Source organism: Dictyoglomus thermophilum H-6-12 (assembly GCF_000020965.1).
In the GTDB taxonomy this organism is placed as follows: Bacteria; Dictyoglomota; Dictyoglomia; order Dictyoglomales; family Dictyoglomaceae; genus Dictyoglomus; species Dictyoglomus thermophilum.
Genome location: NC_011297.1, coordinates 1,639,171 through 1,659,135, shown reverse-complemented (window position 1 = coordinate 1,659,135; position 19,965 = coordinate 1,639,171). Strand labels below are relative to the sequence as shown.

Annotated in this window: 17 protein-coding genes and 1 tRNA gene; 4 read left to right on the top strand and 14 right to left on the bottom strand. The window is 34.6% G+C overall.

The genetic code is table 11. The annotated features are described in order from the left end of the window. Nucleotides 1-2: 2 nt before the first annotated feature. Entirely contained in the window at nt 3-953 is a 951-nt protein-coding gene (locus DICTH_RS08230; RefSeq protein ID WP_012547461.1) for an aldo/keto reductase family protein, read from the bottom strand. 21 nt (nt 954-974) lie between these two features. Beyond that, a complete protein-coding gene (locus tag DICTH_RS08225; protein ID WP_012547937.1) occupies nt 975-1,274 on the bottom strand; it encodes a hypothetical protein in 300 nt (99 codons plus the stop codon). 128 nt (nt 1,275-1,402) lie between these two features. Between DICTH_RS08225 and DICTH_RS08220 the strand changes: the two genes are divergently transcribed. Then, nucleotides 1,403-2,593, top strand: a complete 1,191-nt coding sequence (locus DICTH_RS08220; RefSeq protein ID WP_012548774.1) for an ROK family transcriptional regulator — start codon at nt 1,403-1,405, stop codon at nt 2,591-2,593. 37 nt (nt 2,594-2,630) lie between these two features. Here the strand turns inward: DICTH_RS08220 and glgP are convergent, their stop codons facing one another. Beyond that, the gene (glgP, locus tag DICTH_RS08215; RefSeq protein ID WP_012548196.1) at nt 2,631-4,343 is read right to left on the bottom strand and encodes an alpha-glucan family phosphorylase; all 1,713 of its coding nucleotides are present in this window, start codon (nt 4,341-4,343) and stop codon (nt 2,631-2,633) included. Nucleotides 4,344-4,610: 267 nt separating this feature from the next. On the opposite strand from glgP, the gene DICTH_RS08210 reads away from it, so the two are divergent. Both DICTH_RS08210 and DICTH_RS08205 read left to right on the top strand, forming a co-directional pair. Further along, nucleotides 4,611-5,390, top strand: a complete 780-nt coding sequence (locus DICTH_RS08210; RefSeq protein ID WP_012547130.1) for an SHOCT-like domain-containing protein — start codon at nt 4,611-4,613, stop codon at nt 5,388-5,390. A 99-nt stretch (nt 5,391-5,489) separates the two neighbouring features. Continuing rightward, on the top strand, nt 5,490-7,931 hold the full coding sequence (locus DICTH_RS08205) for a beta-mannosidase (protein WP_012548308.1): 2,442 nt from the start codon (nt 5,490-5,492) through the stop codon (nt 7,929-7,931). Here DICTH_RS08205 and DICTH_RS08200 read toward each other — a convergent pair. The 3 genes from DICTH_RS08200 to DICTH_RS08190 form a co-directional block, all read right to left on the bottom strand. Next, the gene (locus tag DICTH_RS08200) at nt 7,908-8,441 is read right to left on the bottom strand and encodes an archaemetzincin family Zn-dependent metalloprotease (protein ID WP_012547438.1); all 534 of its coding nucleotides are present in this window, start codon (nt 8,439-8,441) and stop codon (nt 7,908-7,910) included. The genes DICTH_RS08205 and DICTH_RS08200 overlap by 24 nt on opposite strands. A 45-nt stretch (nt 8,442-8,486) precedes the next feature. Beyond that, the gene (locus DICTH_RS08195) at nt 8,487-9,482 is read right to left on the bottom strand and encodes a glycoside hydrolase family 130 protein (RefSeq protein ID WP_012547681.1); all 996 of its coding nucleotides are present in this window, start codon (nt 9,480-9,482) and stop codon (nt 8,487-8,489) included. A gap of 202 nt (nt 9,483-9,684) precedes the next feature. Beyond that, nucleotides 9,685-9,759 (bottom strand) — tRNA-Asn (locus DICTH_RS08190). A 145-nt stretch (nt 9,760-9,904) separates the two neighbouring features. On the opposite strand from DICTH_RS08190, the gene DICTH_RS08185 reads away from it, so the two are divergent. Continuing rightward, complete coding sequence (locus DICTH_RS08185; RefSeq protein WP_012548605.1) at nt 9,905-11,242, top strand: GH1 family beta-glucosidase; 1,338 nt, start codon at nt 9,905-9,907, stop codon at nt 11,240-11,242. A 15-nt stretch (nt 11,243-11,257) separates the two neighbouring features. Here the strand turns inward: DICTH_RS08185 and DICTH_RS08180 are convergent, their stop codons facing one another. The 8 genes from DICTH_RS08180 to DICTH_RS08145 all read right to left on the bottom strand — a co-directional run bounded on the left by DICTH_RS08180 (nt 11,258) and on the right by DICTH_RS08145 (nt 19,919). Next, complete coding sequence (locus tag DICTH_RS08180; RefSeq protein ID WP_012547211.1) at nt 11,258-12,391, bottom strand: putative DNA modification/repair radical SAM protein; 1,134 nt, start codon at nt 12,389-12,391, stop codon at nt 11,258-11,260. A 213-nt stretch (nt 12,392-12,604) separates the two neighbouring features. Next, nucleotides 12,605-12,955 (bottom strand): FtsB family cell division protein, encoded by a 351-nt coding sequence (locus tag DICTH_RS08175; protein WP_012548409.1) that lies wholly within the window; start codon nt 12,953-12,955, stop codon nt 12,605-12,607. Next, nucleotides 12,933-14,678, bottom strand: coding sequence for a pyruvate kinase (pyk, locus tag DICTH_RS08170; protein WP_012547033.1), 1,746 nt, complete (start codon nt 14,676-14,678; stop codon nt 12,933-12,935). Before pyk ends, DICTH_RS08175 begins: the two co-directional genes overlap by 23 nt. 2 nt (nt 14,679-14,680) lie before the next feature. Next, on the bottom strand, nt 14,681-14,893 hold the full coding sequence (locus DICTH_RS08165; protein WP_012548566.1) for a hypothetical protein: 213 nt from the start codon (nt 14,891-14,893) through the stop codon (nt 14,681-14,683). Nucleotide 14,894: 1 nt separating this feature from the next. Then, complete coding sequence (locus DICTH_RS08160; protein WP_012548262.1) at nt 14,895-16,409, bottom strand: bifunctional metallophosphatase/5'-nucleotidase; 1,515 nt, start codon at nt 16,407-16,409, stop codon at nt 14,895-14,897. Between the two features lie 84 nt (nt 16,410-16,493). Continuing rightward, a complete protein-coding gene (locus tag DICTH_RS08155; protein ID WP_012547036.1) occupies nt 16,494-17,789 on the bottom strand; it encodes a DUF401 family protein in 1,296 nt (431 codons plus the stop codon). Then, nucleotides 17,786-18,691 (bottom strand): AEC family transporter, encoded by a 906-nt coding sequence (locus DICTH_RS08150; protein WP_012548039.1) that lies wholly within the window; start codon nt 18,689-18,691, stop codon nt 17,786-17,788. Before DICTH_RS08150 ends, DICTH_RS08155 begins: the two co-directional genes overlap by 4 nt. After that, on the bottom strand, nt 18,657-19,919 hold the full coding sequence (locus DICTH_RS08145; RefSeq protein ID WP_012546955.1) for an MFS transporter: 1,263 nt from the start codon (nt 19,917-19,919) through the stop codon (nt 18,657-18,659). Before DICTH_RS08145 ends, DICTH_RS08150 begins: the two co-directional genes overlap by 35 nt. Nucleotides 19,920-19,965 lie beyond the last annotated feature (46 nt).

Below are 19,965 nucleotides of genomic sequence, written 5' to 3'. Positions count from 1 at the left end.
CCTTATTTAGGTGCGTTGGCAAGTATTTTTTCAATTTCCTCAAGTACATCTTCGGTAAGCTTGATATCACCAGCCTTAAGAGTTTCTTTAAGTTGTTCGGGTTTTGAAGCTCCTACAATTGCGGAGGTTATTTCTGGTCTTCTTAGGATCCACGCTAAGGCAAGTTGAGACATGGTTATCCCAAGATCTTTGGCAAGGTTAGTAAGTTTTCTAACCTTTTCTATATTCTCTTCGGTAAGTTCATTTTTAAGCCAATCACTCCAAGAGGCTCTACTTCCTGCAGGAATTCCGCTGTTGTATTTTCCGGTTAATATTCCTTGGGCAAGGGGAGAAAATACAGTAATACCAATTCCATGTTTTGCACAGGTAGGAATTATTTCTGGTTCAATGTGTCTATCTAACATATTGTACCTAGGCTGTTCTACTTGAGGCGGATAGGCGTTATATTTTATTGCTGTTCCAACAGCACTTTCAATCTGAGCTGCACTCCATACACTAGTCCCCCAATAAAGAATTTTCCCTTGATGTACTAAATCATCCATGGCCCTTACTACTTCGTCTATAGGAGTTTCCGGATCATAACGATGGCAAAAATAGATATCAAGATAGTCTACTCCTAATCTTTTAAGAGATCCATCAATGGACTCCATTATATGTTTCCTTGAAAGCCCTCTATCGTTTATGTTGTCGCTCATAGGCCAGTAAACCTTACTAGATATTACTAGGTCTTGTCTCCTGATGCCAAGGTCTTTTATAACCTTTCCTACTACTCTTTCTGCTTCTCCTCTTGCATATACGTCTGCAAGGTCTATGAAATTTACACCATTTTCTATAGCAGTAGCAATACATTCCTTTGTTACATCATAGTTAACTTTTTCTCCAAAGGTGAGCCAGGCTCCAAGACCCAAAACGCTTAATTTAACTCCAGCTTTTCCAAGTTTTCTGTATTCCATTTTTCATACCTCCTTATATTTTTATTTCTTAACTTCAACAAATTCACCATTTTCAATCTCTTTTGAAATTATACTCCAAGAAGGTGAAAACTCAATGTGAATTCTAATAAGGTTAGGACATTTTACACCTAATACGTCTTTGTATAGATCATACTTTATAATCTGGTCCATGTTTCCAAATTCAGGATTTGCCTCTTCTTTGGGCCTTACTCTTACGTCAATTATTTCTCCGCATCTTTTACATTTTACTGTGACTATAAAGGAGTTTGATGTTGGTTCTGAAGAAGATGTAGAAAGTAACTTTTTTATCCATTTAAACATTTTTATCCTCCCCAAAAATCAGTTTTGTTTATAATATAATTCTATATATTGACAAAAAAAATTAAAAGTTGTTTAATAAAATATAATTTATTTTCAAATAGAAACTAATGGGAGGATGAATTAGCAATATGGTTTTTATTAGAACAGGTAGAGGAGGAAGAGCGAGTCAACAAAGAGAAGTAAACAAAACTATAATATTAAATGCCTTTCTTCGCTGTAGAAATATTTCTCGTACAGAAATTGCCAAGAGATTTAATTTAAGCAAGAGCACTGTAACAAGGCTTGTAAATACTCTTATAGATGAAGGTATGATTATAGAGATAGAACCCTCAAGTGAGAAAAAAATTGGTAGAAAAGCTATAGTTCTCGGCTTAAATCCTGAGTATAAAAACGCTCTTGCTATAAAAGTAGGAGTTACACATACTTATTTATCTAAGATTGATTTTGCTATGAATATAAAAGAGATAAAAAGCTTCCTTACCCCTAAGAATCCTCAAGACTTTCTCGATAAATTGGAAGAGTATACTAAGATGCTTTTTCCTGAGGGTCTTAATAAAACTCACGCAGTAGGTATTGGAATACCAGGAATAGTAGACAATACGTTTAAAAATGTAGTGGTGGCTCCCAATTTGAATTGGAAGAATCTTCCTTTAGGAGATATGATTGCGGATAGGATAAAGAAAGTCTTTTCTGTTGAAATTCCTGTTAAGATGGATAATGAGGCAAATATGGCTGTAGTAGCGGAAGGAATGCTTGGGACTAAAATAGAATATAATGATCTAAACATAGTTTATGTATACGTTGGAGAAGGAATAGGAACGGGATTGATTCTTGATGGAAAACTTTATAGGGGAAGATATAATACTGCTGGTGAATTTGGTCATATGACAGTTATGAAAGATGGCCTTAAGTGTAAGTGTGGAAATTTAGGATGTTGGGAAAGATATGCTTCTTTAGGAAGCGAGATTGCGCTAAAAGCAGGCTTTGATTCAGAGAAAGAGACTGTAGAAGTTTCTGATGAGAAAGTTCTTAAAAAATATATAAACGAGTTAGCAATTGGATTAATAAACATTATTAACGGTTTAAATCCAGACGTTATAATCCTTGGAGGACCGCTTATTAAAAAAGATACTAAAGAGGTATGGGAGTTTATAAGGCAGGAGATCAAAAAAATTGTGGAGGAAAAAAGTATAACCTCTGATGCGGGAAAGGTTAGGATTGAACTTACGTCCTTCTTAGATTATCCTGCAGAGCTTGTTGGAGCAGGTATATGGGCATTTTGGGATATATTTGAAGGTCCAGTACTCTCTACGGTGTAAGAATTACAATGAAGGGAGGATGTTAAATCCTCCCTTCTTAGCTTCTTTTGAAATATGCCTCTGTAATATATCTTTTCATCATTCTGTGGGTGTTGAAATAGGAAGCAATGTTAGATATGGAATTTCTCATGATTCTTATCCATTCATCCCTATGATGATAGTAGGTTGGAATAATTATATACTCTAATTTGTTGTATAGGTCATCGATCTCTTCCTGAATATGGTTTTCAATGCTCTTTTCTTCAAAAGGAGATGGACCTATGGACCAGCCTGTATATCCTTCTACATGCCCTTCGATCCACCATCCGTCGAGGACACTAAAGTTAATTACCCCATTATGGGCTGCTTTCATACCACTGGTACCTGAGGCCTCTAAAGGTCTTTGGGGAGTATTTAACCATACGTCTACTCCTGCTATAATTTTTTTTGCCATGTCCAGATTATAATCTTGTAAATAGACAATTTTTATGTCGTTCTCAAGAGCTTTTATGTACTCGTAAATTTCCTTTATAAGTTTTTTCCCTTCTATGTCCTTAGGATGGGCTTTTCCAGCATAGACAATTTGGATTGGTCCCTTTCTTTTTACTTTCTTTAATCTGTTTAGATCTGAAAATAGTAAATGTGGCCTTTTATAGGCTGTAGCTCTTCTTGCAAATCCAATAGTAAGTGTATTTTCATCGAATTGAATTCCAGTGGTTTCATAAATAAACTTTATCAGATCTCTTTTAGCTTCCATATGGGCATTCCATATTTCTTCCAGGGGTATAAACTGGGCTCTTGAGAGAAGTTCTGGCTCTGTAGCCCATCCGGGTATATACTTATCAAAGAGTTTTCTGAAGCTTGGAGAAGTCCAGGTAAAGGAGTGAACACCATTAGTAATTGCATGAATCCTGTGTCCGGGAAACATTTGAAGGGAAATCTCTTGGTGCCTTTTTGCTACTCCGTTGACATAGCCAGATAAGTTTAAAGCAAGCAGAGTCATGTTAAGAACATCGTTCCCTCCGAACTTTTTGATCAGATCTATAGAGATGTAGTTTCCAAGTATTTTGGCTACCATTTCATAAGGAAATTTATCGTGTCCTGCTTCTACAGGAGTATGGGTTGTAAATACACATTTTTCTCTTACATTTTCTGTGGCTTCTTCCAAAGTTTTTCCTGAGGATAGCTCATCTTTTAATAATTCAAGAGTTAGTAAAGAAGAATGACCTTCATTTAAATGATATTTTCTTACCCTTAAGTTTAGTTGTTTTATTACCTTTGCTCCACCAATGCCTAGAACAATTTCTTGTTTTAATCTATGAGCCAAATCCCCACCATAAAGAATATCGGTTATATTCCTATCCTCTTCAGAGTTTTCAGGTAGGTTAGTGTCTAGAAAAATAACAGGTACTGTGTGACCATGGAGAGATGTCCAGTAGTAGACCCAAGGTTGGATAAATACGTTTCTACCTTCTATTTCAACACTGGTTTTGAAAGGGAGTCGGGTAAGGAATTTTTCAGGCTCCCAGTTTACTGGATATTCAATCTGATTGCCTTCTTTATCTATTTCTTGTTTGAAATAACCCATTCTACTGAGTTGAGTTACTGCTATGAATGGTATATTTAGATCTGCTGCTGTTCTTACAGTGTCTCCTGCAAGGACTCCAAGTCCACCACTGTAGGTTGGAATATCGCTAATTAGGGCAATTTCCATAGAAAAGTAGGCTATAACTTCTTCCTTTTTTAATATTTCTAAGTAGTCTTTTCTCAAATTTTTCTACCTCCCTCGTTATTGAGCGTTTTTTAGAATGATATAACAAAAATTTAAAGTTTTCAAACAGGTAAAATTAGCATTAAGCAAGAAAATTACATAGTTTTAATTTAATTAACGTGTGTTAATTTACTTCAGAAAAATTTTTCTTTTAGTAAAATTAAGGCTCTATTCATAAAGAAATAAAATTAAAATTGATAAAATTTAAAATTAATGTTATAATTTTATCAAAATTGTTTTTATTAAAATTGAGGGGAGGAATCTTTTATGGAAGAGGAAATTAAGAAGATATTAAAACTTCTTGAGGAGGGTAAGATTACAGCTGAAGATGCGGAAAAATTAATTGAGACTATTGAAGAAAAGAGAGAGTCAAGAAGGAAAGGAATAGGATTTTTAGATATTGGGGGTATTGTGGCTGAAGCTATTACTTCTGCTCTTTCTGTGGTACCTAACTTGGTTTCAAGTGGGCTTAAAGGCAAAGTTAAAGCAGATGAAGTATTAGACTGGGATTTAGAGAGGCCTCTTTATATTGAGGTATCTGCAGGAGATGTGAGTATAAATATTTCGGAAGAGTCCAAGATATTTATAGATGGCGAAGGTGATTTTTCTATTGAGGACAATGTGATAAGAATTAATGCAGGAGATTTTAATCTAACTATACCTAAGTTAAAGGCTTTAAGAGTTAATCTTTTGGCAGGAGATTTAAAAGGAAAAGTAATTTGTGATGAGTTTGAGGTATATGTAAAAATGGGAGATGCAAGTTTGGATGTTGATGTGGAGAAAATTCAAGGAAATGTTAATATGGGAGATCTAAGTATAAAATTTTTAGATGATCCTTCCTTTGCAAAGTTAAATTGTAATATGGGGGATATTACGGTATTTCTTCCTGAAAACTTTGATGGAAAAGTTGTGGTTGATGTTTCCTTGGGAAGTTTGTCGGTTGAAAGAAAAGCAGATAATGTAAGAGGTAACACTTATATTTATGGCTCAGGTGAAAAGTCTTACATAGAGTTGAGATGTAATATGGGAGATGTAAGTGTTAGATAAGGTTCTTTTGAGAATCCTCCTTTGGTTACTTTTAAGCTTTACATTTAAAATATAGTTAAGCTATACTTAATAAATTCTCTTGAGGGAGGATTCTCATCTATGGAAATATTGAAGCTTGATGGAGAGTGGGAGTTTAAAGCAGTTAAAGATAAAAAGTGGCGTAAAGCGAAGGTTCCTGGATGTGTACATTTAGATTTGATGGAGAATGGTCTTATTCCTGATCCTTTTGTGGGAGAAAACGAATTAGAGGTACAGTGGGTAGAGAAAGAAGATTGGATATATAGAAAGAAATTTCAAGTTGGCAAAGAATTCTTAAAATACTCTTCTATTTACTTAGAATTTGAAGGTATAGATACTTTTTCAGAAATATATCTTAATGGTAAGAAGATTGGCGAAACCGATAATATGTTTATAGCTTGGGAATTTAATGTTAAAGATCTATTGGTAGAGGGAGAAAATGAATTAGAAGTAAGGCTTTTTTCACCAAGTAAAGTTCTTGAAGAAAGAGCTAAAAATTATCCTTATAAGCTTCATGGGGGAGATTATTCACCAAGAGTTTTTGGTAGAAAAGCTCAATATTCTTTTGGTTGGGATTGGGGTCCTAGGCTTGCTACTTCTGGCATATGGAAGTCGGTGAAACTAAAAGGGTGGAATAAGGCGAGACTTCTCGATGTGTGGGTTCCTGTCAGGAGTCTTGGGGAAAATGCACAAATAAATATTGAATTAGATATTGAGCTTCAGGAATCAATTCCTGTAGATGTGGCTTTTAGAATTTCTCACAAAAAGCCTGTGCTTGAACAAAGATTAAGATTTACTCTTCCTGAGGGAAGGGTCTTTTTAAAGATTCCACTTACTATTAAGAACCCGAAGCTTTGGTTTCCTCGAGGATACGGAGAGCAGAATTTATATACACTACAATTAGTACTTTTAGACGAGAAGGGAGAAGTTCTTGATAAGGTTGAAGAGCGATTTGGAATAAGAAAGGTAGAACTTTTTACTCAAGAGGATAATAAAGGTGAAAGTTTTGTGTTTAAAATAAACAATATACCTGTATTTGCAAAAGGGGCTAACTGGATTCCTGCAGATAGCTTCCTACCTCGGATAAAAGAAGAAGATTATAGACTTTTGCTTATACGTGCAAAAGAAGCTGGAGTAAATATGCTAAGGGTTTGGGGTGGAGGAATATATGAGAATGATATCTTTTATGAATTATGTGATGAACTTGGAATAATGGTTTGGCAAGATTTTATGTTTGCTTGTGCCGAGTATCCTGATGATGAGAATTTTTTGAATGATGTACAGAAAGAGGCAGAGTTTGTTATTAAAAGATTAAGAAATCATCCTTCTATAGTTCTTTGGTGTGGAAATAATGAGAACCATTGGGGATATTACGCTAAGTGGTGGGGAGAGAGAGAAAAGTTTTGGGGAGAAGAGATATACAGTAGAGTTCTTCCCGATGTTTGTGCTAGGCTTGATTTGACAAGACCTTATTGGCCTAGTAGTCCTTACGGAGGTAAGGATCCTAACTCTCAGGAAGTAGGGGATAGACATAATTGGGAAGTTTGGCATGGTTGGATCGATTTTAATGGTTATTTAAAGGATAATGGTAGATTCATAAGTGAATTTGGTATGCAAGCTCCTCCTGTGGCTGAGACTATCAGGAAGTTTATAACTTCTGAAAAAGAGTATTATCCACAAAGTAGGGAGATGGAGTTTCATAATAAGGCTCGAGAGGGCACTGAGAGGATAATAAGATATATTGCAGGACATTTCAAAATAACCGAAGATATGAATGAATATATTTATCTTTCTCAAATTATCCAAGGGCTTGCTTTAAAAACAGGAATAGAGCACTGGAGAAATAATAAGTTTCATACTTCTGGAAGTTTGATTTGGCAATGGAATGATTGTTGGCCTGTAGTAAGTTGGAGTATTATAGATTACTACAAAAAACTAAAGCCTTCTTATTATTTTGTGAAGAGGGCTTTTAGGGATATTAAAGTTAACATTGAGCCTCGAAATGGGAAACTTTTAGTTTTTGGAGTCAACGATACCCTTGAAAAATTTTACGGTAAGATAGAGTATGCCATAAGCACTTTTCGAGGAAAGAGAAGAGGAAAAAAAGAAGTGGATATTGAGATACCTGCAAATTCTTCTGTTATTTTAGGAGAATTTAACTTGGAAGATGTTGATAAATTCAAAGAATTTTTCTACGTTCAACTCTATAATGAGAAGGATGAGCTTATTGATCAAAATGAGTACTTCTTTGCTCCGTTTAGACACTTAGAACTTCCTAATGCAGTAGTGGTGTACAGTGTAAAGGAGATCGAAGAGAATTCTTATCTGCTAAATATTGAAAGTGATTTTCTGGCATTATGGGTATCTTTAAAACTTGAAAATGCAGAGTGGGAAGATAATTTTGTGAATATTTATCCTAAAACAAAGTATAGTATAAGGTTTAAAGCACCGTATACTCTAAAAGAGGTAGAATCTAAGCTAAAGTTAGAAGGCTATAACTTAAAAAAGGTTATAAAGTCTTAATTGGCATTCGGGACAAAAATTATAGTCTTTTTTATCTGTGTCAGCAAGACTATTTGAAAAATACATGACACAGGATGGGTTTTTGCAATGTTTGAGCCCAAAAGTGTGTCCTAGTTCATGCACGGCTTCTTTTAAGGCTCTTATTTTGAGGAGAGTATGGTCGGGAGGTAAACCATAAAATTTATTGTCTAACCGAGCAATACTTATTACGCATTCTTTTCCGTTAAGAATTGCCTCGCCAAAGATAAAGTTCAAGTTATCTGTATATAAGTCTACGTTTGTAATTCCAAGAATCTTAATGGCGTCATTTAATTTTAAGGAGAATAGCAAATTAATAAAGTAATAAGAATAGTATTGGTTTCTCTTAGGGTTATAGGCTTCCTTAGGTATGGGAACCTTTGTATATTCTTTTACTTTTAGCCTAAAAATTTCCTCTAGTTTTTCCCTCAGAAAATTTATTAGATCTTCTAATATATCTCCGATGGGAACGACATAAATATATTTTTCCATTTTTTATCTTGCGGGGGAGATTTTCTCCCCCGCTATTTTTAATTTTTATTCATATTTTACGCCATCTTCTTTAAGGAAATCAATTATCTCATCTACATAAGCAAAGGCAAGAGCAACTACAGTATCGGCACCGCCATAATAAATAGCGAGTCTTCCTGTTTCTGCATCACATAATGCTGCACATGGAAAGGCTACATTTGGAACATCTCCTACACACTCATAGTATTCTTGGGGAGAGAGGAGATAGGATCTTGCTCTATATTTAACTTTCCAAGGCTTTTCTAAGTCAAGGAGAGCTGCACTAAAGCTATAGACATATCCATTACAGGAGAGAAGTACTCCATGGTAGATCAAGAGCCAACCCTCACTGGTTTCTATAGGAGTTGGTCCTGCACCAATTTTAAGAGATTGCCAGCCTGTAAGTCCTGCAGACATAACAAATCTGTGGCATCCCCAATGAATCATATCAGGGCTTTCACTATAAAAGATATCTCCAAAAGGGGTATGACCTCTGTCGGATGGTCTGCTTAACATAGCATATTTACCATTGATCTTTCTTGGGAAAAGTACTCCATTTCTGTTATAGGGTAGGAAGGCATTTTCTAATTGATAAAACTCTTTAAAATCAAAAGTATAACCTACTCCAATGGTTGGACCATGATATCCATTGCACCAAGTTATGTAATAACGATCTTCAATAAAGGTAACTCTTGGATCATACTTGTATTCACTGATTAAGGGATCACGGGTCTGTTGAATAAAGTTTATGGGTTCTTCTTCTATAACCCAATTTATGCCGTCATCGCTAAATCCTGCGTGAAGATTCATGGATCTTGCTTTGTCATCAACTCTGAAAACGCCCGCAAATTTTCCATTGAAAGTTACAACTGCACTGTTGAAAATACTATTGGCTCTTTTTATTTGGTTTCTTTTGATAATTGGGTTTTTGGAGTATCTCCATACTATATCACTGCTTCCTTTTGGCCTGTCTTCCCATGGGAGGTTAGGAATTTTTTCACCAATAATTTCGTACTTCCCCATATTAAAAAAATCCTCCTTTTTTTCTTTTAATGTTACATTAGAATGCATTTTAAGTCAATAAAAATCAATGAAAATAGTAACAAAAATTTGCTTTGATGTCTTTTGGGTATAAAAATGCCTAAGGAATGCGTGAATATGAGTTGTAATTGTAGAAATTGTTTTAAGAGGGTTTCAATAAGAAAGAGGAAAATTATAAAAAACTTGGCTCCTCGGGCAGGATTCGAACCTGCAACCCGCCGGTTAACAGCCGGCCGCTCTACCGTTGAGCTACCGAGGAGCGATTAATTACTGTTGTACAAAATTATATAAAAAAGTTTTTGAAAAATCAAGGGTATAATATTCCCCCTTCTCAAAGTCTATTTAGTTTAGTAAGATAACAAAAGTTAAAAAATTAGGAATTTAGTAAAGGAGGAATAAGAGATATGGCTAAATTAGTTTTTCCTAAGGAATTTTTATGGGGAGCAGCTACAGCATCTTATCAAATAGAGGGAGCATGGAATGAAGATGGTAAAGGAGAAAGCATCTGGGATAGGTTTGCTCATACTCCTGGTACGATTTATGAAAATCAAAATGGAGATATAGCTTGTGATCATTACCATCGTTACGAAGAAGATGTGGAACTTATGGCTGAAATAGGACTTAAAGCTTACAGGTTTTCAATTTCTTGGCCCAGGATATTTCCAGAGGGAAGGGGAAAACTTAATCCAAAAGGAGTTTATTTTTATGAAAAGTTGATTGACAAGCTTTTAGAGAAAAATATTAAGCCGGCAATAACTTTATATCATTGGGATCTTCCTCAAGCTCTGGAGGATAAAGGGGGATGGTTAAATAGGGATACTGCTAAGTATTTTTCAGAATATGCTAATTTTATGTTTTATAAGTTTGGAGATGTAGTACCTATATGGATTACTTTAAATGAGCCTTTTGTTAGTGCTTTTCTTGGTTATGCATGGGGATGGCATGCTCCTGGAAAGAAAGATATGAAAGGTGCTTTTGTGGCTGGGCATAATATGCTTCTTGCTCATGGGCTTGCAGTTCAAGCTTATAGAGATGGTGGATATAAAGGAAATATTGGAATTACTATAAATGTTGCAACAGTTTATCCCGAGACTAACTCTGAAGAGGATTTGAAGGCAGCAGAGAAACAAGATGCCTTTGGAAATAGATGGTTTATTGACCCTATCTTTAAGAGAAAATATCCTGAGATAATATGGAGGATCTTAGAGGAAAATAATTGGAGTTTTGTTTTTCCAGCATCGGATTTTGATATCATCTCTTCTCCTATAGATTTTATGGGCATTAATTATTACACAAGAAATATTGTAGCTTATGACAAAAATAGTCATCTTGGAGTAAAGAGAGTGGAAGGTCCTAATGAGCATACGGATATGGGATGGGAAGTATATCCCGATGGTCTATATGATATTCTTATTCAGCTTTATAGAGATTACAAAATTCCAATTTATATAACTGAGAATGGAGCAGCATATAATGATACTGTAGAAGATGGAAGAATAAGAGATATTAATAGAATAAATTACTTAAAGGAGCATATCAAAAGAGCGTACTTTGCTATTAGAGATGGAGTAGATTTGAGAGGTTATTTTGTGTGGTCTCTTATGGATAATTTTGAATGGGCGCATGGATATAGTAAGAGATTTGGAATTATTTATGTTGATTACAATACTCAAAAAAGAATACTTAAAGATAGTGCTTACTTTTACAAGAAGATAATTGAAGAGAATGGAGTAGATGGGTAATTGAGGAGCCCTTTCTTAGAGAAGAGATAGTTGCTTCTCTGAGGAAGGGCTCTTTCCATTTATTAAAATATAATTTTTACATCTTTCAACCTGGATTCCTAACTTTTTCAAGTCCTTAATATCTCTTATTTTTTGTTCTTTTCTTGCTTTTATAATCTTCTTTGCACTTATAGGACCAATGCCTGGTATTCTTAAAAGTTGTTCATAGGTTGCTTTGTTTATTTCTATAGGGAAAAATTGAGGATGGGTCTTTGCCCAAAGAGTTTTAGGATCCTCGTTTAAAGGAAGATTTCCGTTTTCATCAAAAATAAGTTCGTTAATCGAAAAGTTATATCTCCTGATTAGAAAATCTGCTTCATATAGTCTTACTTCTCGCCAAGTAGAAGTAGGACGTAGGTCTTCAAGGGGAGTTTGAGGTATGGGTTGGAAAGCGCTGAAATAAGCTCTTGAAAGTTTATATTCCTGGTAAAGTTTATAAGTTAAGGAAAGAATTTCTACATCCTTTTCTTTAGAGGCTCCTACCACAAATTGTGTGGTTATGCCAGATTTAGGAACTATGTTCTTTTCGGATAATCTTTTTATTATCTCCAGTTTGTTTATAAGCGCTAATAAATCTTTCTCAGGAGCAATTTCTTTAAGATAGTTTTCCCTTGGTGCCTCAAGGTTTATAGATACTCTATCAGCATATCTTATAGCTGTTTCTATGTAATCTAAGGAGGATTCGGGCAAGATTTTCAGATGTATATATCCTTTGAAGTTGTGTTTTTCTCTTAGTATTTCTGCAACTTTTAGCATTTGTTCCATAGTGTGTTTGGGAGATTTGGTCACAGCAGAGCTCAGGAAGAGTCCATCAACAAGGTTTCTCCTTCTAAGCTCTAAAAAGAGTCTTACCATCTCGTCAGCTGTGAAGCTTATTCTTGGAAATGCCCTATCTCTTCTATTGGCACAGTAATAACAGTTATGGATGCAGTCATTTGAGAGGAGTATTTTAAGAAGTCTTACTGTTCTTCCATCGGGAAGGGTTGTTGGGTATATCCAGCCATTTATTGTGGATTTTCTTTGGATAGCTTCTTTGGAACACAAGAAGGACCCACATAGATCAAATTTGGCCGCCTCTGTCAATATTTCTATTTTTTCAGTAATATTCATAATGATTCTATGGGGTCCTTCCTAAATTAAAAAACTACTGATTAAGAAATTAGGCCTTTTTTAGTTCTTTAAGAAGCATCTTAAGTCTTTCTTTCTTTCTTTTCTCTCTTGCCTTTCTTCTTCTTCTCTTAAGAATTACTCTCCACTGTTTTCCCATTTTTTCACCTCTGTTAGTTTAGATTTTACTTTTACTTAAATATTATATTTTAAAATTTACTTCTTAAAAAGATTTAAGATCTCAATTTTTAACTTTTTGTTGCTTTTGTTTTCAATTATTAATATGGGTTCTTCTCCTGGCCTTGCCATAAAGAGTTTTTCCCTTGCTATCTTTTCAATTACATAAGGATCATTCATATTATATGCAATTTCTCTTAATTCTCTTACTTCTTTCTCTAATTTAGCTTTCCTTTCTGAAAGCTCTCTCAGTTTTATTGTATACTCAAAATAATCTTTAAGTCCATTGTAGATAGAAGGACTAAGGTACAGTAAAAAGATAAAAAAGAGAATCTTATAAGGGTTTATTTTGGATTTAATTTTCTTTTTAGTATACTCTTGCCACGCCACGATATATTACTCCTCTTTCGGGATCTATGGTTATTATCTCGTTATCTTTTAGCTTTTCTGATAGACCTTTAGCACCTACTATTATACTTATACCTTTACTTCTCCACGCAATTAAGGTGGAAGGTATTTTTTCATCCTCTATTATTATTCCTTGGAGCTTATCTAATATTATTTCTAATTCCTCTTCAAAGGTTGGAACTAAGAGAATTACATCTTCAGTTACTTTGCTTATTGCTTCTTTTGCATTCTTTGCAATAATTACTTTTGCGGTTTTAGCTTCTCCCCCAAGTCCATGTCCTTGTCCTATAACATCGCTTATTACATGTACTTTTATGAGGTTAGTCATGCCTGAGATTCCCATAGGTATTCCTGCAGTTATTACTATAGTATCTCCTCTTTTTACATAGTTCTTTTGGATTAGAATTTTTGTAGATTTTTCAAACATCTCGTCAGTGTTGTAGAAGACTTCTGTAAGGAGTGGGGTGACTCCCCAAGATAAGTTAAGCCTTCTTTGTACTTCAGGGAAATGGGTGATGGCAAATATGGGAGACTTTGGTCTGTATTTGGAGATATGTCTTGCAGTAAAACCACTATGGGTTGCTGTAACTATGGCTGAGGCTTCTATTTCTTTTGCAATTTGGCATGTAGAGTAAGTTATAGCTTCGGTAATGTTCTTATGACAATTAGATTCCTGGAGAAAACTATCGTATGGAAATTCTTCTTCTACCCTTCGAGCAATTTTATCCATCATTTTTACACTTTCTATAGGATACTTTCCTGTGGCGGTTTCATTCGACAGCATTAGGGCATCAGTACCGTCTAATATTGCATTGGCTACATCACTGACCTCTGCTCTTGTAGGTGTAGGATTGCTTACCATGGAAATTAGCATTTGGGTTGCTGTTATTACAGGTTTTCCAGCAAGCCTTGTCTCTCTTATTATTCTCTTTTGTATTAGAGGGACTTCTTCGTTAGACATCTCTATGGCAAGGTCTCCTCTTGCTACCATTATTCCATCAGCCACTTCAAGGATTTCTTTAAAATTATTTACAGCCTCTCTTTTCTCTATTTTGGCTATAACTGGAATTCTTGCATCGTGAAGCTCAAGGAACTCTTTTAGTTCTAAAATGTCAGATGCTCTTTGTACAAAAGAAAGAGCTATGAAATCTATTTTTCTCTCTATACCAAATAGTACATCTCTTTTATCTTTTTCAGTAAGAGGAGATACTCTAAGGGTAGAGTCTGGAAAATTTACTCCTTTTCTACTGGAAAGATATCCCCCATGAACTATGTGGCATATTAATTTATCTTCTTTTTTATCCATAACTTTAAGTTCAATGAGTCCATCATCAATAAGAATTCTATCTCCAATGTTTACATCTTCAAGAAGATAAGGATAATTTACGAAGATGAGTTTTTCGTTTCCTAAGGTTTCTTTTGGGGTTAGTGCAATTTCTTCGTTATCTTTTAATAATACCTTGTCGTTTTCTATTTCGCCCACTCTTATTTTGGGTCCTTGAAGGTCTTGAAGAATGGGTATAGGAGTTTCTAATTCTTCTGAGAGTTTTCTTATTAATCTTATTCTTTCGCCATGGACGTTGTGGTCACCATGGGAGAAGTTTAGTCTTGCCACATTCATTCCTGCCTTTATTAACTCCCTAAGAACCTCTTCTCTTTCACTGGCAGGGCCTATGGTACATACTATTTTTGTTCTTCTTAGCAATTTTATTCCCTCCTTTTTGTATATATTTTAGCATTTTCATTTAATGCACCCTCAAGTCCTATTTCAAATCCATCCTCATTTATTACTATGTATTCACCCTCCAGACATTTTTTATAAACGCCATAATCATAAGAAATCAGGGCATGCTTTACTTGCATGCCCTGATATATTTCTATCTCTTCTCCGTTGACAAAAACTTTTATTTTTTCTTTCAATCTATTTAATTATTATACTCCTTCCCTCAACTTTAGGACTTATAGGAGAGTGTTTTTTAAGGTATTCTACAAAGACGTCTCTTAACATATCGCCATAGATTACATTTTTGCCTCGAGTGAATGCTGTAAATTTATCTCCTCCTGCTGCAAGGAAATCGTTAGTTACTACTCTGTAAACCTTGTTAGGATCTAAAGGCTCATCCTTGACAAAGACTTCGATCACCCTTGATCCAACTGGCCTTCTCATATCATATTTTACTTTAATTCCTGCAACTTGTAAAATTCCTTTTTCTAAGGTGGCACTTTGTTCTAGTAGGTCCAGTATATCTTTACCAGTGAGATCCATCTCTACCAGAACGTTGTCAAAGGGTAACATGCTGTATACTTGTTCCATAGTTATTTTTCCTTTTGGAATATCCATTCTTATTCCTCCGCTGTTTTGAAAGGCTATTTGAGCTTTGCTTGCTTCAAGCATAGCATCGCATATTACATTTCCTACATTAGATTCCTCATTGTAATTTCTTACAAGATCAACCAGAGTCTCTCCTACTACTTTGGAGAATTCTTCTTTTAGCTGGCTGGCGTAAGTTTCAATTAAGCTTGCTACTTCTGGATCTTGCTTATTTTCAGGACCTGCAAATACGGTTTTTAGAATATTTTCTTTTGTGAAGTCAAGAACAATACCTGTTTCTGGTTGTATTTTAAGATCTACCACTCCAAGGTATATTCCATTGTAACCTGCTTGTACTATGATGGTTCCTCTTACGATTACAGGTTTTGTGACTACAGTATGGCTGTGGCCTCCAACAATCACATCTATTCCTTGAACATTTTCAGCTAATTTTTTGTCTGCATCATATCCTAAGTGTGAAAGAACAATTATAAGTTGAGCTCCTTGATCTTTTACTTCTTTTATTAAATTGGGTAAAACTTTTTCTGGTTCTACAAAGGTGAGATCTTTTACATAATCTGGTTTTACAATATATGCAGTTTCTTGGGTAGTTAATCCTATGATTGCAATCTTAATACCTTTTCTTTCAAGGATTATATAGGGTTTCACATTGGGTAAATAATTTTTATCTTTGAGAATATTAGCTGCTAAATAAGGAAAGTTTGAGCTTTTAATCCAGGCTTGGAGTTGTTCTTGTCCCCAATCAAATTCATGGTTTCCTATGGTCATAGCGTCAAATTTTAAGTAGTTCATCATCTTTATTACTGGTTCACCTTTAAAGATATTTGATATGGGTGTTCCTTGGAACATGTCTCCTGCGGAAAGAAGAATTGTACCATCAGGATTTTTAGATCTCTCCTCATTTATAAGATAGGCGAGATAGGCTCCGCCGCTTACAGGAATATTTTCACTTATACTCTTAACTATATAGGGTTGTAATCTACCATGAAAGTCATTGATGTGAAGGATTTTGATTTCAATGGGTTTTATTTCTTGGGCAAATATCAAAGAAGAAAAAAGAATAATTAGAATTGTTAAAAGTAGGAGTTTTTTGAAATCCCTCATTGGAGTACCCCCTTCTTTGTAAGTTTTTTATCAGGATTAATTTTAACACATAACTTCTTGAATTTTTCTTAAACTTTTCTAACTTTAGGTTAAGAAAAACTTAAGAAGTATAAATATGGCAAGTAAAATTCCACTCTTTACAACATAGTTATAAAGTTTCTTCCAATCGGGTTTGAAATATTCTTTAGTTAATACAAGACATAAATGAAGGGGAGACACCATTATACCTAAGAAAGCGCTGGCAAAGGCAAGAACAAGATATTTGGAGGGATTTTGATAAGGAAGCATTTTTAGGAGTATGGGAATTGTTATTCCGATAGTAGCAGAAGTTACTCCTGTAAAGATTCCTATGATTAGGGGAAGTAGGAAAAAGATTATATATGTGGGTATGAAGGAGTAATTGAGAGAATAAGCAATGTCTGATACTGCACCAGTTATTTCAAGCATTCTTTTAAATATCATTACTCCAATAATCAAAATTAAATTTTGTAGGTTTATGGAATGAATAAGTGTCTCTTTCATTTTGTTGAAATCAAATTTTAGTATAAAGAATAAAACAATGTTTATGCCTATAAGGGTATATAGGAGATCAAAGTGGAAGAAAATTACAAGAAACAGTAAGGAAATTATAGGGAGAAAGGAGAGTATAAAAGTAGAAAGAGGATTAGTGATTTCAATTTCTTCAATAGAGGTTTCTGTTTCATTTGTCTCCTGGGGATTTTCTAAATTTTCTTGAGAATCTTCATTTTGTCCGATATTTTGACTTTCTTGGCTAAGATTAGCTTTCTCGAGATTGGCTTTATAAAAGGCAAAAAACAAGCCAATGGCAAGGGTTGCAAGGCCATAAGGTAAAGCTTCCCTAACAAAAAAGTTCAATGGTTTTTCTGTTAATATAGACACTAATATTATTCCTGGATATATGGGTAAGAAAGGCTCCCAAATATGCCTTAACCAGTAATTTATATAACTCTTCCTCTCTGGATCTATATTGTCCTCTTTTGAGATTTCATCAAGAAGGGGGGCGGAGAATAAAGCTCCTCCTACAGATGGAAGGAGTCCCATAATTATAGGCATGGAGATTAATCTAACTCTTGTATCTTTGATGAGTTTTTTGAGCGAGAGAACCATTTTTTGTAGTAAATTTTTTTCTCTTAAAATGTTTTCAAAGAGGGCAATAAAATATAAGATAAGAACAAGCTTAATAGTTTCCCAGCTTGATAAACCTTCCCAGAAGCCTTTCATTATCATACGGAAAGGAATGCCAAAGCTAATTCCCATGATAAGGCTTCCACCAAGCAGAGCCCATGAAAGGGGAAAATTTTTGGAGAGCAAGACTACAATGATTCCAAGAATTATACTGACCTTAAGCAGAGCTATCATTTTATCACCCCTATCCATAAATTTAAGGTGATCAGTGAAAACAGAGTAGAATACGTAATTGTCTGAGATGCAAATACGTAGTCCAGATTAAATTGGATAGCGAGAACAAGGGCTGTAAGCATAGAAGGCATGGCGGACTCAAGAACAGTAACTTTTAGAGGAATACCACTAAGATTTAGGAATTTTGCAATAAATAAAGAAAAGAGAGGAAATAAAATTAATTTTAGGAGTATTCCAAGGGATACTCCTATGATAGACCTATTATCCTTGTAAGGCTTTGATAGAGATAGACCAAGAAGAAACATCATAAGTGGGGTTGTGGCTCTTCCAAGAATCGAAAAACTGTCTAATATAAAGTCAGGAATATTAATCTTCTGAAAAAGGAAGCCTGCTAATAAGGCCCACAGTGGAGGGTTTTGTAATATTTTCCAAAGCCCCATACTTCCTTTTGTACCATCTTCAGAGCTAACAAGTAAATTAATTACTAAGATTCCAACGGTGTATATGAATATAATCATTCCTAATTGATCAAAAAGGATAGCAAGGGTTAATCCTTGATTTCCAAATAGTCTTTCCATTATTGGATAGCCCATAAAGGTAACATTTCCTCCCACACTTACAAGAAACAGGCTTGCAATAGTTCTCTTATTCAGTTTAAGTATAAAACCAAGGAGAATAGAGATAGCACCTATTAAAAAGCTTGTTATCCACTCAGTGATTACAACCTTAAATGAGCTTATCTGTGGAGGGCTTGTGTAAATAGAGTAAAAGACTAAAGCAGGAAGAGAAAAATTATATACAAATTTTGATATAACTTCTTTATCTTCTTCTTTAAAAAGATATTTTTTCCCTAAGTATCCTAAAAGGCTAATTGTTATTAATGTTATTAGTACTTTGAGCATCTTTTCTTGGATCCTTAACTCCATATATAAAGAATACAAGGTTTATTATACTTATTAAAAGGCATGTGATAAATAGGAACTTAAAACCTTTTATATCTGCGATCTTACCTGCAAGAATTGGAGCTATAAAAGAGAAGGGAGAAAGAATTAAACTTAAGGCTCCAATATAAAGTTCTTTGTGTTGAGGGGGTGAAATCTCAAGAACCATAGCAGAATCACCAACCCAAAAAGCACTGTTTATAAAACCAATTAAGATGAATGCAAGATAAATATTAAATATATTTTTTGCCAAGAGGAGGGTAATAATGCTTAAGAGAATAAAAATCTTTCCTAGGGTTAGAGGAAGTTTGTGTCCATATTTATCTCCAAGGGGACCTAAAATAAAGGATGATATTGCCTGAGATATAAGAAGTATTGCAGTAAAATCTGCGCCAACTTTATCAGGTATGGAGAAATTTTTAGATGCAAATACTACCACAAAACTTATAAAAGAGGCAGAGAATGCATTTAAAATTCTTGCGATGACATAGTTTTTAAAGTTTTCATACTTAAATACGATTTTTATACTTTTAATGTACTCTATTAATGGTACATCTGAATTTTCTGTGTCATCAGGATATTCCCGAGTTAGAGCAAGAAATATAAAAGAGATAAGAAGAGCAATGCTTGCACACAAAAAAGAATATCCAAAGTTGTAGGGGAAAGAATATTTTGCAAGTATAATCCTTGCTATACCGGCCCCTCCAACTCCCATTATTGCTCCAAGCCCATTTCCCATAGCGAAGAATAATCCTCTTTTGGAGGGCTCTATTACCTTTCCTATCATACTCATCCAAGGAGGGCCAAGAAATCCCATAGAGAAGGTAGCAATTCCTAACATAAAAAGAGATAAATAAAGGGCAAGGTGAGGATTATGGGGAGCGATAAAAAAAGCTATAAGAGCCATGAAAAGATAAGGTAGTCTTTCTCCCATGGTTACTTTGAGTACTAAGTGTAGTTTTATTTTGTATTTTTCAGAATATTTTGCGCCTATTATGGCAGGTATAGCCCATCCCAAATTGGCTATAGCGGGGATCAGCCCTATCTCGAGGTTTCCTGCACCTAAGTTTTTTGCAAAAAGGGGAAGTAAGGTCTGTATAGACCCAAAGGTCATTCCTAAATTAAAGAATGCGTTATCTATACTGTTTACTATAAAATTCCATCGATAATCTCTCTCTTTAAGACTCATAACTTGTATAATACCAAATTTTAAGGTATAAGGTAAGTAATATTAG